12 protein-coding genes are annotated in these 15,965 nt (G+C 54.3%); 8 read left to right on the plus strand and 4 right to left on the minus strand.

Annotated features, from left to right (window positions below; genetic code table 11):
- Positions 1–82: 82 nt before the first annotated feature.
- A complete protein-coding gene (mrcA, locus tag ACXI0A_RS20085; RefSeq protein ID WP_476150785.1) occupies positions 83–2,632 on the plus strand; it encodes a peptidoglycan glycosyltransferase/peptidoglycan DD-transpeptidase MrcA in 2,550 nt (849 codons plus the stop codon).
- A 50-nt stretch (positions 2,633–2,682) separates the two neighbouring features.
- Here the strand turns inward: mrcA and nudE are convergent, their stop codons facing one another.
- Positions 2,683–3,249: an ADP compounds hydrolase NudE gene (gene nudE / locus ACXI0A_RS20090; protein ID WP_479485283.1), complete on the minus strand. Its 567-nt coding sequence runs from the start codon at positions 3,247–3,249 to the stop codon at positions 2,683–2,685.
- Between the two features lie 398 nt (positions 3,250–3,647).
- On the opposite strand from nudE, the gene ACXI0A_RS20095 reads away from it, so the two are divergent.
- The 5 genes from ACXI0A_RS20095 to pckA all read left to right on the plus strand — a co-directional run bounded on the left by ACXI0A_RS20095 (position 3,648) and on the right by pckA (position 9,710).
- A complete protein-coding gene (locus ACXI0A_RS20095) occupies positions 3,648–5,789 on the plus strand; it encodes an intracellular growth attenuator family protein (RefSeq protein ID WP_224934369.1) in 2,142 nt (713 codons plus the stop codon).
- Between the two features lie 56 nt (positions 5,790–5,845).
- Positions 5,846–6,508 (plus strand): GMP/IMP nucleotidase, encoded by a 663-nt coding sequence (gene yrfG / locus ACXI0A_RS20100; protein ID WP_476150784.1) that lies wholly within the window; start codon positions 5,846–5,848, stop codon positions 6,506–6,508.
- 13 nt (positions 6,509–6,521) lie between these two features.
- Positions 6,522–6,923 (plus strand): ribosome-associated heat shock protein Hsp15, encoded by a 402-nt coding sequence (gene hslR, locus ACXI0A_RS20105; protein WP_224934367.1) that lies wholly within the window; start codon positions 6,522–6,524, stop codon positions 6,921–6,923.
- Between the two features lie 25 nt (positions 6,924–6,948).
- Entirely contained in the window at positions 6,949–7,821 is an 873-nt protein-coding gene (hslO, locus tag ACXI0A_RS20110) for an Hsp33 family molecular chaperone HslO (protein WP_224934366.1), read from the plus strand.
- A 269-nt stretch (positions 7,822–8,090) separates the two neighbouring features.
- Positions 8,091–9,710 (plus strand): phosphoenolpyruvate carboxykinase (ATP), encoded by a 1,620-nt coding sequence (pckA, locus tag ACXI0A_RS20115; RefSeq protein ID WP_476150783.1) that lies wholly within the window; start codon positions 8,091–8,093, stop codon positions 9,708–9,710.
- Between the two features lie 170 nt (positions 9,711–9,880).
- Here pckA and envZ read toward each other — a convergent pair whose 3' ends face one another.
- Together envZ and ompR are read right to left on the minus strand one after the other, a co-directional pair.
- Positions 9,881–11,239 carry a two-component system sensor histidine kinase EnvZ gene (gene envZ, locus ACXI0A_RS20120; RefSeq protein WP_224934364.1) on the minus strand — a complete coding sequence of 453 codons (1,359 nt, stop codon included), beginning with the start codon at positions 11,237–11,239 and terminating at the stop codon, positions 9,881–9,883.
- Complete coding sequence (gene ompR, locus ACXI0A_RS20125; protein WP_001157751.1) at positions 11,236–11,955, minus strand: osmolarity response regulator transcription factor OmpR; 720 nt, start codon at positions 11,953–11,955, stop codon at positions 11,236–11,238. Before ompR ends, envZ begins: the two co-directional genes overlap by 4 nt.
- Positions 11,956–12,469: 514 nt before the next feature.
- Between ompR and yjbE the strand changes: the two genes are divergently transcribed.
- Entirely contained in the window at positions 12,470–12,712 is a 243-nt protein-coding gene (yjbE, locus tag ACXI0A_RS20130; RefSeq protein ID WP_038644267.1) for an exopolysaccharide production protein YjbE, read from the plus strand.
- 123 nt (positions 12,713–12,835) lie between these two features.
- Here yjbE and greB read toward each other — a convergent pair whose 3' ends face one another.
- A complete protein-coding gene (gene greB / locus ACXI0A_RS20135) occupies positions 12,836–13,324 on the minus strand; it encodes a transcription elongation factor GreB (protein WP_034819665.1) in 489 nt (162 codons plus the stop codon).
- Between the two features lie 204 nt (positions 13,325–13,528).
- On the opposite strand from greB, the gene ACXI0A_RS20140 reads away from it, so the two are divergent.
- The gene (locus ACXI0A_RS20140; RefSeq protein WP_476151203.1) at positions 13,529–15,859 is read left to right on the plus strand and encodes a Tex-like N-terminal domain-containing protein; all 2,331 of its coding nucleotides are present in this window, start codon (positions 13,529–13,531) and stop codon (positions 15,857–15,859) included.
- Positions 15,860–15,965: the final 106 nt, after the last annotated feature.

Consider the following 15,965-nt stretch of genomic DNA (forward strand, 5'->3'; position numbering starts at 1 on the left):
ATATCAAAGCGTCAGGCTTGCCTTTATACTACCGCGCGATTGTTTATAAACTGCCCAAACGACAACAGATGGGAATTCTCAGGTGAAGTTCGTAAAGTATTTATTGATTCTTACAGTGTGTTGCATTCTGCTGGGAGCAGGCACGGTTTATGGTTTGTACAAATACATAGAGCCGCAGCTGCCCGATGTGAACACGCTGAAAGACGTGCGTTTGCAAACCCCAATGCAGGTTTACAGCGCGGATGGCGAACTGATCGCCCAGTACGGTGAGAAGCGCCGCGTGCCGCTCACCTTGCAACAGATGCCGCCTGAGCTGATCAAAGCGTTCATTGCAACCGAAGACAGCCGTTTCTATGAGCACCATGGTGTCGATCCGGTGGGTATTTTCCGTGCCGCCAGCGTCGCGCTGGTGTCCGGTCATGCTTCGCAGGGTGCCAGTACCATCACCCAGCAGCTGGCGCGTAACTTCTTCCTCAGCCCTGAACGCACGCTGATGCGTAAGATTAAGGAAGCGTTCCTGGCGATTCGCATCGAACAGCTGCTGAGCAAAGATGAAATCCTCGAGCTCTACCTCAACAAAATCTATCTTGGCTACCGTGCATACGGTGTCGGTGCGGCAGCGCAGGTTTACTTCGGTAAGCCGGTTGATCAGCTATCACTGAGTGAGATGGCGATGATTGCCGGTCTGCCAAAGGCACCGTCAACCTTCAACCCGCTTTACTCGCATGCGCGCGCACTGTCGCGTCGTAATGTGGTACTGGCGCGTATGCTCGATCAGAACTACATCACTCAGCAACAGTATGATGCCGCGCGCAACACGCCGCTGGTCGCAACCTATCATGGTCCCGAAATTGCCTTCTCCGCGCCTTATCTGAGTGAGATGGTGCGTCAGGAGATGGTGAAACGCTACGGTGACGCCGCCTACGATGATGGCTACAAGGTTTACACCACCGTGACGCGTCATCTGCAGGAAGCCGCACAGCAAGCGGTGCGCAATAACGTGATGGCGTATGACATGCGTCATGGTTATCGCGGCCCGACTAACGTGCTGTGGAAAGTGGGCGAAGCAAGCTGGGATCAGAGCCGCATTCAAAAAGCGCTGAAAGATCTGCCCGCCTACGGTCCACTGAATGCTGCCGTGGTTACCACTGCCTCAGCCGATGAAGCCACCGCGATGTTGAAAGACGGCAGCAGTGTCTCACTGAATCTGGCAGGCGTTCGCTGGGCGCGCCCTTACAAATCCGACACGCTGCAAGGCCCGACGCCACGTAGCGTGACGCAGGTACTTCAGGCAGGTCAGCAGATTTGGGTGCGTAAAGTGAACAACGACTGGTGGTTAGGTCAGGTCCCGCTGGTTAACTCAGCGCTCGTCTCGCTTAACCCAGAAGATGGTGCGGTACGTGCACTGGTCGGTGGTTTCGACTTCAACCAAAGTATGTTCAACCGTGCGACGCAGGCGCTGCGCCAGGTCGGTTCAAACATCAAACCGTTCCTGTATACCGCCGCAATGGATCGTGGTCTGACGCTGGCATCTATTCTGAACGATGTGCCCATTTCACGTTGGGATGCAGGTGCCGGTGCGGACTGGCGCCCGAAAAACTCACCGCCGACCTATGCGGGACCTATCCGCTTGCGTCAGGGCCTGGGTGAGTCGAAAAACGTGGTGATGGTTCGTGCAATGCGTGCGATGGGTGTGGATTACGCCGCAGAATATCTGCAGCGCTTCGGCTTCCCGGCACAGAACATCATCCATACCGAATCACTGGCACTGGGTGCGGCTTCGTTTACCCCAATGCAGGTGGTGCGCGGTTATGCCGTGATGGCCAACGGCGGCTTCCTTGTCGATCCTTACTTCATTACCAAAATTGAAAATGAGCAAGGCGGCGTGGTGTTTGAAGAGAAACCGAAGATTGCCTGCCCGCAGTGCAATCTGCCGGTGATCTACGGCGACACCAAAAAATCGCTGGCGTTGAATGAAGAGAGCGTGGAAAACGTCGCAACCTCCGATCAATCGCAGAATCAGGCGGTACCACAGCCTGAGCTGGAGCAAGTGCCTGCTCAACCGCAACCCGCGGGTGACCAGCAATACGCACCGCATGTGATAAATACGCCGCTGTCGTTCCTGATCAAAAGCGCGCTGAACTCTAACGTGTTCGGTGAGCCAGGTTGGATGGGAACAGGCTGGCGTGCAGGTCGTGACCTGAAACGTAACGATATCGGCGGAAAAACCGGTACCACCAACAGCTCGAAGGATGCGTGGTTCTCTGGTTACGGTCCTGGTGTGGTGACTTCAGTGTGGATTGGTTTCGATGATTCACGCGCGCTAGGCCGCTCGACCATGTCAGGCGCGATTCCGGATCAGATTTCAGGCTATGAGGGCGGCGCGAAAAGTGCTCAGCCAGCGTGGGATGATTACATGAAATCTGCGCTGGATGGCGTACCGGTACAGCCGGTGACACCGCCAGATGGCGTTGTCACCGTGACCATCGATCGCGGTACGGGCAAGCTGGCCAACGGCGGCGGCAATACCCGTCAGGAGTACTTCATCAACGGCACACAGCCAACGGAGTATTCTGTGCATGATGTGGGAACCACACTCATGGACAACGGCCAAAGCCACGAACTGTTCTGATCAAAAAAGCCGGCGAATTCGCCGGCTTTTTTATTGCGCACTTGTCGTAATCAGTAGGTCAATCGTCCCTGCTTCACCAGCCATTCACGCACCAGGAACAGCGCGCTGACATTTCGGGCCTCGCGGAAATCGGGCTCTTCCAGTAACGCCAGCAGGTTATTCAGCGGCCAGCGATGCACAATCAGCGGTTCAGGTTCATCCCCTTCCAGCTTCTCTTCATACAGCCCTTCCGCCACCACAATATTCATTTTGCTGGAGAAGTAAGACGGCGCCATGGTCAGTTTGCCCAGCGTTTCTAATTCTTGGGCACCAAAGCCGGCTTCTTCTTTTAACTCACGGTCTGCGGCTTCAAACACGCTTTCGCCTGGATCGATTAAGCCCTTGGGAAAGCCCAGTTCGTAACTTTCCAGCCCTACGGCATATTCCTGAATCAGGATCACATCATCCCCCAGAATCGGCACGATCATCACCGCTTCCCGGTTGGAAGGTTTCATACGCTCATAGACACGGCGTGCACCGTTACTGAAGGCGAGGTCAACCGCTTCAATAGTAAACAAGCGGGAGCGGGCCACCGCTTCCACGTTGAGGATGTCAGGTTTTTTCATTGGAATTTTCATATCAGCCTCAAACTTAGCACAACCATGTGAATCGCGATGTCGCCAGCATACCGAAGCCCGCAGCAATGTGCGACACGCAGTACAGGGAAAGCAAGATGCCACACATTTGCTTACGCCTGCTAACAACTTCTTGTTATCTATACACTTAAATTTTCACAATATGTCAATGGGGTTTTGTTAAATTCAGAAAATACCGATATTTAATTGAGTGCGCTGTGGTTAACATCCCATTAAGGAATAATCTAATAAATTATAATTCAATGATTTTGTGCGTTATTTTATCTGAGTTTTTTCTTGTAAGAATGACTTCTGCTCGCCAAAATTGACTTGTATTAACGGGTTCCGTCGGGAGCACATCGTAAACGTGAAGGCAGTTTTTTGGCTGGATTGAGCAAAGCATGAGCACTTTTATCATCATTCTGGCTGTCATGCTGGCCTGCTCCTTAGTAGCAGGGATAGGTTATTGGTACGCTATGCGGCATCGTCCGCCGTTGGCGAAACCTCTGCCGTTCATTAGTCCCCCCTGCCGCAAACTCACTGATGAAGAACGTCTCGCCGTTGAAGCGTACATTGCGTCTCTGGCGAAACAGCAAAAACAGAGCACAGCCCGCTCCACAAAGAAGTCGCGTGAGGCAGAATCCCTGACGCTCACAGCACAGAGCAACAACGTCTATCCCGTCACGCGTTCCATTACTCGCTATGGCCTCTCAACCGATGATGCGCATCAATGGCGCTACTACCTCGATGAAGTAGAAGTGCATCTGCCGCCGTTGTGGGAGCAGCACATTGCGGAAGAGAATTATGTTGAGCTGATTCGCACCCAAACGCTGCCGCTGGTGATCTCACTTAACGGTCACTCGTTAGTGAACTACGCTGTAGAACAACCCGCCTTGCCCCCGCTGGTGCGCTCAATGTCGACCAACGCCTCCATCCGTAAAGAGGAGAGCGAAAATGTCGAGCTGCTGCAGGTGCGTAAAGAATCGCCGGAAGAGTATCGCCTGTCGCGCGCGGATGGCACGCGCGAAGCTATCGCCATCTGTTTTGCCTTCCTGCTGTTCTTCCTCAGCCTGGTACTGCCCGGAAGTCTGATGGTGTGGATCGCGCTGCCTGCCTGCGCCATGATCGCGGTCAGCCTGTGGTTCCTTTATCGTTTCCCTGGCGAAAAAGGGCTGCGCGATGTGCACTGCCTGCGCGGAGCACCCAAGCGCTGGGGCCTGTTTGGTGAATCCAATCAGGAGCAGAGCAATATCTCGCTGGGCATTATCGATTTGATTTATCCCGCCCATTGGCAGCCCTATGTGGCGCACGATTTGGGTCAGGTCACGGATGTCGACATCTACCTGAATCGACAGGTGGTGCGCCAGGGGCGTTTCCTCTCCCTGCATGATGAAGTTCGCAATTTCCCGGTTCAGCGCTGGCGCAAAAATCTGGTGCTGGCATGTGGTTCACTGCTGGTGCTAGTGATGCTGTTTACCTGGATTCCGCTCAGCATGCCGATCAAGCTTAGCCTCGCCTGGGTGAAAGGCACCGAAAGCATCGAAGTGAATAGCGTGGATAAACTCAACGCCCTGCCGCTGCACATTGGTGACAACCTGAAGGTGAGCGGTACCGGTATGTGTTCCGTACCTGGCAACTATCAGAGCAACCGCAGCTATGCGTATATGCCGTTCGACTGCTCAGCCATTTACTGGAATAACGCAACGCCTCTGCCGCAGCCGCAGTCAGATATCATTGATAAAGCCGCCGCACTGCTTGATACCACCACGCGTCAACTGCATCCGGAAACCAACACCGATCCGAAACTCAACCCACAGCTCGCCTCAGCTATCCAGAAATCGGGCATGATCCTGCTGGATGATTTCTCCGACCTGGTGCTGAAAACTCAGGATCTGTGCAGCCAGCAGCAGGATTGTGTTCGACTAAAGAATGCATTGGTGAATCTTGGCAATGCGAAGGATTGGGATTCCCTGATTCACCGTGCAGACTCCGGCAAGCTCAACGGCATGAATGTGCTGCTGCGCCCGGTCAGTGCAGAAGCGCTGGAAAACCTGGTGAATACCGCGACCTCAACCTTCTTCTCGCGTGAGACCCGTCGTGCAGCAGAAAATCTGAATAGCCCACCACCAGGCGGCTTCCTGATTATCAGTGATGAAGGCCGTCAGATGGTGACCCAGCCGCAGCCTTCTGTGTCACTGTTTGACCTCGATGCAGCGTCTCAGTGGCGCGAATTGCAACGCATGTCCGGCATGCTGTTGCATACGCCGTTTGCTGCTAATGGCATCATTACCAGCATCACCACTGACGCCAATGGCACACGACACATTGCCTTGCACAATGAACCGGATGCGATGGCGCAATGGCGCTACCTCGGTACCGCGTTATTGATGCTGGTGCTGCTCCTGTGCGGCGTCACCAATGGCCTGCTGGCGCTGCGTCGTGTGCATCGTAATCGTCTGCGCATGGTGGAAATTCAGCAGTATTACGACAAGTGCTTCAACCACAATCTGAGCACTATGCAGAGCGTGCGCTCCCTGTTCTGACCCCTCCCCTTCTGTGCTACCCTGTCGCCCTATTTTTTAGGGCGAGAGAGAATACGATGACGCTAAACTGGTCCGGGATAGATACCGTGCTGCTGGATATGGATGGCACGCTGCTCGATCTCGCCTTTGACCGCCATTTCTGGCTGGAACACGTTCCGGAAACCCTGAGCCGCGAGCGTGATATCACCCTGGCCGAGGCCCATCAGCTGATTCAGCAAAAGTATCAAGCCGTGGTGCATACGCTAAACTGGTATTGTCTTGATTACTGGTCGCAAGAGCTGGAATTAGATATCCGCGCCATGACATGGGAAAAGCGTCACCGTGCGGCCATGCGCGAGGATACGCTGCCGTTACTCCAGGCACTGCGTGCTGCAGGTAAACGCACGATCTTGCTGACCAATGCGCATCCGTACAATCTCGAGGTAAAGCTGGAGCAAACCGGTTTGGCTCCCTACCTTGATTTATTACTTTCTACCCATACCTTTGGGTATCCGAAAGAGGATCCACGTCTCTGGCAGGCCGTTCAGCAGCAAACTGCATTCGATAGCGATCGCACCCTGTTTATTGATGACAGTGAAGCGATCCTCGATGCGGCGGCGCGCTGGGGCATTCGCTGGTGTTTAGGCGTCAGCAATCCGGATTCCGGTCGGCCCGATCAATCTTTCCAGCGTCATGCTGCAGTGCGAGACTATCGCCAGTTGTGTGAAACGCTGCGTTAAAGCAGGAGCCGCAATGAAAGAGAAAACCAGCGAAGGTGTCCGCCTCGATAAATGGCTGTGGGCTGCGCGTTTTTATAAAACGCGCGCGCTCGCTCGCGAAGTGATCGAAGGCGGTAAAGTGCATTACAACGGCCAGCGCAGCAAGCCGAGTAAAATCGTGGAATTGCATGCCGAGTTAACGCTGCGCCAGGGCAACGATGAGCGAACGGTGGTGATCACCGCCATTGGCGATCAACGTCGCCCTGCCACTGAAGCGCAAGAGATGTATGCGGAGACCGCCGCCAGCATTGAGAAGCGTGAAAAAATGGCACTGGCACGCAAAATGAATGCCCTGACCATGCCGCACCCCGATCGCCGCCCGGATAAAAAAGAGCGCCGCGATCTGATGAAATTTAAATTGTCGGGCGATGAATAACCGTCGCCCCAACGAGAGAAACACTATGTCTGTTCAAGATCAACTGCACCGTTACCTGTTCGAAAATGTTGCCGTGCGCGGCGAGCTGGTCAACGTATCCGAAACCTGGCGTGAGATTGTCAAAAACCACGATTACGCCGAGCCGGTGAAAATCCTGCTGGGTGAGTTGCTGGTTGCGACCAGCTTGTTGACCGCGACGCTGAAATTCGATGGCGACATCACCGTTCAGTTACAGGGCGATGGACCACTGACGCTGGCGGTGATCAACGGCAACAACAAACAGGAATTACGTGGCGTTGCACGCGTGAAGGAAGACGCCGAAATCGCACCGGACAGCAGCCTGAAAGATATGGTGGGTAACGGTTATCTGGTGATTACCATTTCGCCGGAAAAAGGTGAACGTTATCAAGGCGTCGTTGGTCTGGAAGCCGATACACTGGCTGGCTGCCTCGAAGATTACTTCATGCGTTCTGAGCAGCTGCCAACCCGCCTGTTTATTCGCACCAGCGATAAAGGCGCCGCCGGCATTCTGCTGCAGGTGCTGCCTGCGCAAGAGCCGAGCCAGGATGATTTTAATCATCTGGCCACTCTGACCGAAACCGTGAAAAGCGAAGAGCTGATTGAGCTGCCCGCAACAGATGTGCTGTGGCGTCTGTATCACCAGGAAGAAGCCACGGTGTTTGATCCGACTCCGGTCAGTTTCAAATGCACCTGTTCACGCGAACGCTGTGGCGAAGTACTGAATACGCTGCCTGTCGAAGAAGTGGATGAAATCCTCGAAGAGGATGGCAAGATCGATATGCACTGCGATTATTGCGGTTCGCATTATGTTTATGATGCCGTGGACATTGCCGCCATTCGTAACGCACCGACTAACAACAGCGATCAATTGCACTAATCCCCCTACGGGCGGCATCGCCGCCCGCATTTCTGTCAGGTATGAATTCATCACTTTTCGCGTAATTTAACTAACTTACACTGACTTTAGTTTCTTAACTGGCAGATTTCACTGCTTGTCACGTTCCAGCTCGCATTTTTAACTCTCATCACTTTTACGCCCTGCTCAGACGTGTACACTGCGCGCGATCTGCCCTGCCTGGCTATGTACGACAGGACGCAGAACCCCTCATAAAAATGCTATGAAGCATCGATCTAAGGAGCAGCCACATGCGCGTTCACGGCCTGACATCGCAAGACCTTGCCGCTTTGGGCATCAGCGGCACCACAGAAGTGGTCTACAACCCTGACTTTGACACGCTGTTTCAGGAAGAAACCCGCCCGGAACTTGAAGGTTATGCGCGAGGCACCCTGACGCAGAGCGGCGCGATTGCCGTGGATACCGGCATCTTCACTGGGCGCTCGCCAAAAGATAAATACATCGTGCGCGATGACACCACGCGTGACACCTTGTGGTGGAATGATGTCGGCAACGGTAAAAATGACAATCAGCCGCTGTCGCAGGAAACCTGGCAGGCGCTGAAAGATCGCTGCACAGCACAACTCTCTGGCAAACGTCTGTTTGTCATCGACGCCTTCTGCGGTGCGAATCCGGATACCCGCCTGAGCGTGCGCTTTGTGATGGAAGTGGCCTGGCAGGCACACTTCGTCAAAAACATGTTTATCCGCCCGGATGAAGCCGAACTGGCATCCTTTAAGCCGGATTTCGTGGTGATGAACGCCGCGCAGTGCACCAACCCGGACTGGCAGGCTCAGGGTTTACACTCAGAGAACTTTGTCGCCTTTAACCTCACCGAACGCATGCAGCTGATTGGCGGCACCTGGTACGGCGGCGAAATGAAGAAAGGCCTGTTCGCCATCATGAACTACCTGCTGCCGCTTAAAGGTATCGCGTCAATGCACTGCTCGGCGAACGTGGGTAAAGCAGGTGACGTCGCGGTGTTCTTCGGCTTGTCTGGCACCGGTAAAACCACGCTGTCCACCGATCCCGATCGTCAGCTGATTGGCGATGACGAACACGGTTGGGATGATGCTGGCGTGTTTAACTTCGAAGGTGGCTGCTACGCCAAAACCATCAATCTGTCGGAGACAGCCGAGCCAGAGATCTATCGCGCTATTCGCCGTGATGCGTTGCTGGAAAACGTGGTGGTGCGGGCGGACGGCAGCGTTGATTTTGCCGATGCCAGCAAAACGGAAAATACGCGCGTTTCCTACCCGATTGAGCACATTGAAAACATCGTGCAGCCGGTTTCCAAAGCGGGCCATGCGCAGCGCGTTATTTTCCTGACCGCTGATGCCTTTGGTGTACTGCCGCCGGTGTCGCGCTTAACGCCGGAACAGACCCAGTACCACTTCCTGTCGGGCTTCACCGCCAAACTGGCCGGTACCGAGCGCGGTGTCACACAGCCCACCCCGACGTTCTCAGCTTGCTTCGGCGCGGCCTTCCTGACGCTGCATCCAACGCAATATTCCGACGTGCTGGTAAAGCGTATGGAAGCGGCAGGAGCGAAAGCGTATCTGGTTAACACCGGCTGGAACGGCAGCGGCAAGCGTATTTCACTGAAAGACACCCGCGCGATCATCAATGCGATTCTGGCGGGCGAACTGGATAAGGTGGAAACGGAAACGCTGCCGGTCTTTAACCTGCAGATACCTACCACTCTGGCTAATATCGATGACGCGATTCTGGATCCGCGTCGTAGCTGGCCGGATCAAGCCGCGTGGCAAGCGGCGGCGCAGGATCTGGCGCAGCGTTTTATCACTAACTTTGAGAAGTACACCGATAACGATGCAGGCAAAGCGCTGGTTCAGGCTGGCCCGCAGCTGTGAAGTGAATGAGCCGCCAAATGGCGGCTCATTGAGGTCCTGTCGGTAGCGACAGGTTTTGACGCGTAGAACCGCAGCGGTGTGACTAAGGGCTAAGCAGCCAATCGCATATACCAGCCGCCGTGTTGCTGGAGGCTAACAGTCAATAGATCCACATCGTTCTGAGCGGGGCGTTAACTGTGATGCGTCGTGATTAACGCCGTACCGTTATTTTCCGGAATCGGCAACCACGCGCGAATACGCAATCCACCATGCTCGCTCTCACCTATCTCCAGCGATCCTTCATGCGCATCGATAATACGCTGCACAATCGCCAAGCCTAAGCCAGTGCCGCTGGTACTGCGCGCGCTATCGCCACGAACAAAGGGCTGGAACAGATGCTGAAGCTGATCGGGCTTAATACCCGGACCATCATCTTCTACCTGGAACCAGGCGCGATTCAGCTCCTGACCACTGCTGACTTTAATCCAGCCGTTGCCATAACGCGCCGCGTTCACCACCAGATTTGCCACCGCACGCTTAATCGACAGCGGATTGATATCCAGCATCAACTCTTCCGGCATCACCGCATTCTCAATCTCGCGTTCATAGCCGCTTTCTGCCGCCACCACTTCACCTAACACACCGTTGAGATCGGCGCGTTCGGTCTGCATCTCCTGGCCCGTACGCAGATAGTCGATGAACTGCTCGATGATGGCATTGCACTCTTCGATATCTTTATTAATCGATTCCGCCAGATAGCCATCCTGTTCACTCATCATTTCGGTGGCGAGGCGAATGCGTGTCAGAGGCGTGCGTAAATCATGGCTCACACCCGCCATCAATAGCGTACGGTCGTCTGCGAGCTGTTTGACGCCCGCCGCCATCTGGTTAAAGGCTCGCGTTACGGAACGCACTTCCGATGCGCCATATTCACGTAGCGGTGGAGGAATGATGCCTTTACCGACCTGAAGCGCTGCGTGCTCCAGGTCGACCAGGGGTCGGTTCTGAATGCGAATAAATAGCCAGGCCCCACCGATCGCCAGCAACATAATCGCCAGGGTATAGCGGAACAGTGGCGAGAAATCGCCCTGATGGATTTCAGTTAGCGGCACGCGCACCCAGATGTCTGGCGACAACCAGGTTTTCAGCCATACCACAGGAGAATTTTTGTTAACCTCGACACGGACATCGGTCGGGCCACCCAGCTGTTGCGCCATCTGCTCGCTAAGGAACTCGTAATGCTGTGCCCAGCGCAGGCCGCTCTCTTCCGCCGCCGCGTTGGTGTACAACGAAATACCCAGTTCACGATAAATTTCACGCCGGAAGGCCGGAGGCACTTCCAGTTGCGTGCCATCTTCCAGCTGCAATCGATCGGTCATCAGCATACGCACTTCGTAGGCGAGGACTTTATTGAACTGCTGCAAACTCGGAAGAATGGCGAAATTCAACACCACCAGATAGGTCGTTACCAGGCTGACAAACAGCAAGGTAACGATCAATAACAGGGTGCGGGCAAACGAACTGCGAGGAGAGAAGCGCAATCGCCTCATGCTTTACTGCCGTCCGGAACGAAGACGTAGCCAAGACCCCAAACGGTCTGAATGTAGCGTGGATGCGCCGGATCTTCTTCTACCATGCGGCGCAGACGAGAAATCTGCACGTCGATAGAACGTTCCATTGCACTGTATTCACGACCACGCGCCAGATTCATCAACTTGTCACGAGACAGTGGCTCACGTGGATGGCTCACCAATGCTTTCAACACCGCAAACTCACCACTGGTCAACGGCATTGGCTCATCTTCACGGAACATTTCACGCGTGCCGAGGTTCAGTTTGAACTTACCAAAGGCAATAACCGCTTCTTCCTGTGAAGGCGCACCTGGCAATTCATTGGCCTGACGACGCAGCACAGCACGAATACGTGCCAGCAGTTCACGTGGGTTAAACGGCTTCGGAATGTAGTCATCAGCACCGATTTCCAGTCCGACAATACGATCCACTTCTTCGCCTTTTGCCGTCACCATAATGATCGGCATCGGGTTGCTCTGACTGCGCAGACGACGGCAAATGGACAAACCATCTTCGCCCGGCAACATCAGATCCAGCACCATTAAATGGAATGATTCACGGGTCAGCAGACGATCCATCTGCTCGGCGTTGGCGACACTGCGCACCTGAAAGCCCTGCTCGGTGAGATAGCGTTCGAGCAGTGCGCGCAAACGCATATCATCATCGACGACCAGAATTTTGTAGTTCTCTTGCATTGTTCAACTCCCAAAGGCGCCATTGCCTGAGTCAATATTGTGTAAAAAAGATGCCTGCATGTGACAGTTATTAATGGTTTATATTCTAGCCGAAATTGTTACAAAGCATATTAAACAGCAGCTTATATTTAATTTAAGCCTTGAAATGCGCGTTGTCTCGCGCTTTTTATCGGGGCTTTCCAGCCGCTTAGCGCTAATCCGAAAATTTCCGCGGTTTTCTTTTCGAAAATGGATCATCCGGCCGCATGCCGCTCGTTATCTCGGCATTTTGGACCATTTGACTTAAGTCAGCAGGCCAGAATCGTTCGATGACCGATCATTTGCAGCATAAAATCTGGCACTTTCCATTTTCAGTGCCCATCTGCTCTCGGAACAATACGCCCCTCACGCCAGACAAGGCCAGCGTTAAATAAAGTCTGATTAATCAGTGATTAATCAGCACTTTCCTCTTGTGCGACGATCTCAGAAACTGCAAGGGTTCCTGCTGATATTGCGCATCTTTGGAGAGAAAAAAATGAAAAAAACTGCGGTCTTGCTGAGTGCACTGGTGCTGGTCAGCCTTTCTCAGGCTCATGCTGCCACTAGCGCGGGTGAAGCGGCGGGTGCCCAGGCCTCCACCACTGCCAAAGGCAACTCAGACGCGATTGGCGTGGGTGCGGTAGGTGCCCTGCTGGGTGTGGCATTAGCGACCATGGGCGGCGGTGACAAAGGTACCAGCAGCACATCCACCACCACTGCGACCACACCAGGCAAATAATCCAAATATTTAAGGCGCGGCAAGGCTGCGGCGCTTCCCCCTCTTACTGCCAGCCCTTTTCGCCACCGGAGAATAAGTTGCACCCAAGGCTTTTTTACCCAAGCCATTATTCTCCGCCTCTTTTTACTCTGGGTTTTTCACGTACTCGATGCGGTTAACAAACCAAACCTTCTGTCCTTCTGGGGTATTCACCACCACTTCGTCATCCACCTCTTTCTTGATTAACGCGCGAGCCATCGGCGAATCGATAGAGATGTAATCTTTCATCGCATCACCATAGATTTCATCCGGCCCCACGATACGAAATCGCTTCGCATCGCCCTGCTCGTTTTCCACCTCAACCCAGGCACCAAAGAACACCTTTCCTTCCTGCTGCGGCGCATAATCGACAATTTTCAGATCGGCGAGGCATTTGCGCAGATAACGCACGCGGCGGTCAATCTGACGCAACAGGCGCTTGTTATAGGTGTAATCGGCGTTTTCCGAACGATCGCCAAGGCTGGCCGCCCAGGAGACAATTTTGGTGATTTCCGGACGCTTTTCGTTCCACAAATGGTCGTGCTCGGCACGTAATTTGTTATAGCCTTCGCGGGTAATCAGTTGGGTTTTCATAACATCTACTCGTGGCAACAATGGGTCTTTACAGCAAAGAGGCCAACAATAAGCGACTGGATTGTTATCAGCAAGGTGCGCGCAACGATGTGCGTGCTGCATTCAGAAAAAGACGGATTCGCCTGTCCCCGGCTGGCAATTTGCCGCCCCAATCCGTATAACTGTCCCCTATTTTCCAACCCTGTGTAAGCATTGTTAATGATGATGAAAGATTCACTGAGCCAGATTATCGCAAGTGAGCTGAAGGCACGCGCCGACCAGGTTGACGCCGCCGTTCGCTTGCTGGATGAAGGGAACACCGTGCCGTTTATCGCACGTTATCGTAAGGAAGTGACCGGTGGGCTGGATGATACCCAGTTACGTCAGTTGGAAAGCCGCCTTGGCTACCTGCGTGAGCTGGAAGATCGCCGCCAGTCGATTCTGAAATCCATCGACGAGCAGGGGAAACTCACTCCCGAACTCGCTACCGCCATCAATGGCACGCTGAATAAAACCGAGCTGGAAGACCTTTATCTGCCGTATAAGCAGAAACGTCGCACGCGTGGGCAAATCGCCATTGAAGCAGGCCTTGAGCCGCTGGCTGAGACGCTGTGGAACGATCCTTCACAAGAGCCTGAGTCATTGGCCGCAGGCTATGTTGATGCGGATAAAGGCGTGGCCGATGTGCGCGCAGCACTGGACGGCGCGCGCTATATCCTGATGGAACGCTTCGCCGAAGATGCCACGCTGCTGGCAAAAGTCCGTGACTATCTGTGGAAGAACGCGCACCTGGTGGCCCGCGTGGTGGAAGGTAAAGAGGAAGAAGGCGCGAAATTCCGCGACTACTTCGATCACCACGAAGCACTCAGCACCGTCCCTTCCCACCGCGCCCTGGCGATGTTCCGTGGCCGCAATGAAGGCGTGCTGCAACTCTCTCTGAACGCTGATCCCCAATTCGAAGAAGCCCCGCGAGAAAGTCATGGTGAGACGCTAATTACCGATCATCTGCAGTTGCGACTGAATAACGCCCCTGCTGATAGCTGGCGTAAAGCGGTTGTTAGCTGGACCTGGCGCATCAAGGTGTTGCTACACCTTGAAACGGAGTTGATGGGCACCATCCGTGAACGCGCTGAAGATGAAGCTATCAATGTCTTTGCCCGCAACCTCAACGATCTGCTGATGGCAGCACCGGCAGGTATGCGCGCCACCATGGGCCTCGATCCCGGCCTGCGCACCGGCGTGAAAGTCGCGGTGGTGGATGCCACGGGGAAACTGGTGGCGTATGACACCATCTATCCGCACACCGGTCAGGCAGCGAAAGCTGCATCCGCTGTCGCGGCGCTGTGCATCAAACATCAGGTTGAGTTGGTCGCGATCGGTAACGGCACCGCTTCACGTGAAACCGAGCGTTTCTTCCTCGACGTGCAGAAGCAGTTCCCGCAGATCAACGCGCAGAAAGTGATTGTCAGTGAGGCCGGCGCATCGGTCTATTCCGCATCGGAACTGGCAGCACTGGAATTCCCGGATCTGGATGTTTCTATTCGCGGTGCAGTCTCCATTGCACGTCGCTTGCAGGATCCGCTGGCCGAGCTGGTAAAAATTGATCCGAAATCCATCGGTGTCGGCCAGTATCAGCATGATGTGAGCCAAAGCCAGCTGGCGAAGAAGCTGGATGCGGTGGTTGAGGACTGTGTAAACGCCGTTGGTGTGGATCTGAATACTGCATCGGTGGCGTTACTGACGCGCGTTGCGGGCTTAACCCGCATGATGGCGCAGAACATTGTCACCTGGCGTGATGAGAACGGCCGCTTCCAGAATCGTCAGCAGCTGTTGAAAGTCAGCCGACTGGGGCCGAAAGCCTATGAACAGTGCGCTGGCTTCCTGCGCATCAACCACGGTGATAATCCGCTGGATGCATCCACCGTTCACCCGGAAGCTTACCCGCTGGTCGAACGCATTCTTGCCGCAACCGAACAGGCATTGAATGAGTTGATGGGCAATCCGGGTGGATTACGCGATCTCAACGCCCGCGACTTCACCGATGAGCGTTTCGGTCTGCCAACCGTCACCGACATCATCAAAGAGCTGGAGAAACCGGGCCGCGATCCGCGTCCGGAATTCAAAACCGCGCAGTTTGCCGAAGGCGTGGAAACGCTGAACGATCTGCTGCCGGGGATGATTCTGGAAGGCGCGGTGACCAACGTCACCAACTTTGGTGCCTTCGTGGATATCGGCGTGCACCAGGATGGTCTGGTTCACATCTCTTCACTCTCTGACAAATTCGTCGAAGATCCACATCAGGTGGTGAAAGCGGGCGATATCGTCAAAGTGAAGGTGATGGAAGTGGATATGCAGCGTAAACGCATCGCCCTCACCATGCGTCTGGATGAGCAGCCTGGTGAAAGCAATGCGCGCGGCGGCAATAACCGCAGCAATGGCAAAGAGAATGCACGCCCTGCGGCCAATAACAAAGCACGCGGCAAACCGGCTAGTTCACCTGCTGGCAACAGCGCAATGGGTGATGCACTGGCCGCCGCGTTCGGTAAAAAACGTTAAGTTCCTGCCCTGAATCACGCGCGGAGGCCATCTTGCTTCCGCGCGTTTAAAGTTGAAAAATCCCTCCCCGCGTCTACGCTGAAAAAATCCGTGTGAAAAAATGACC

This window comes from Pantoea sp. C1E2 (assembly GCF_056491465.1).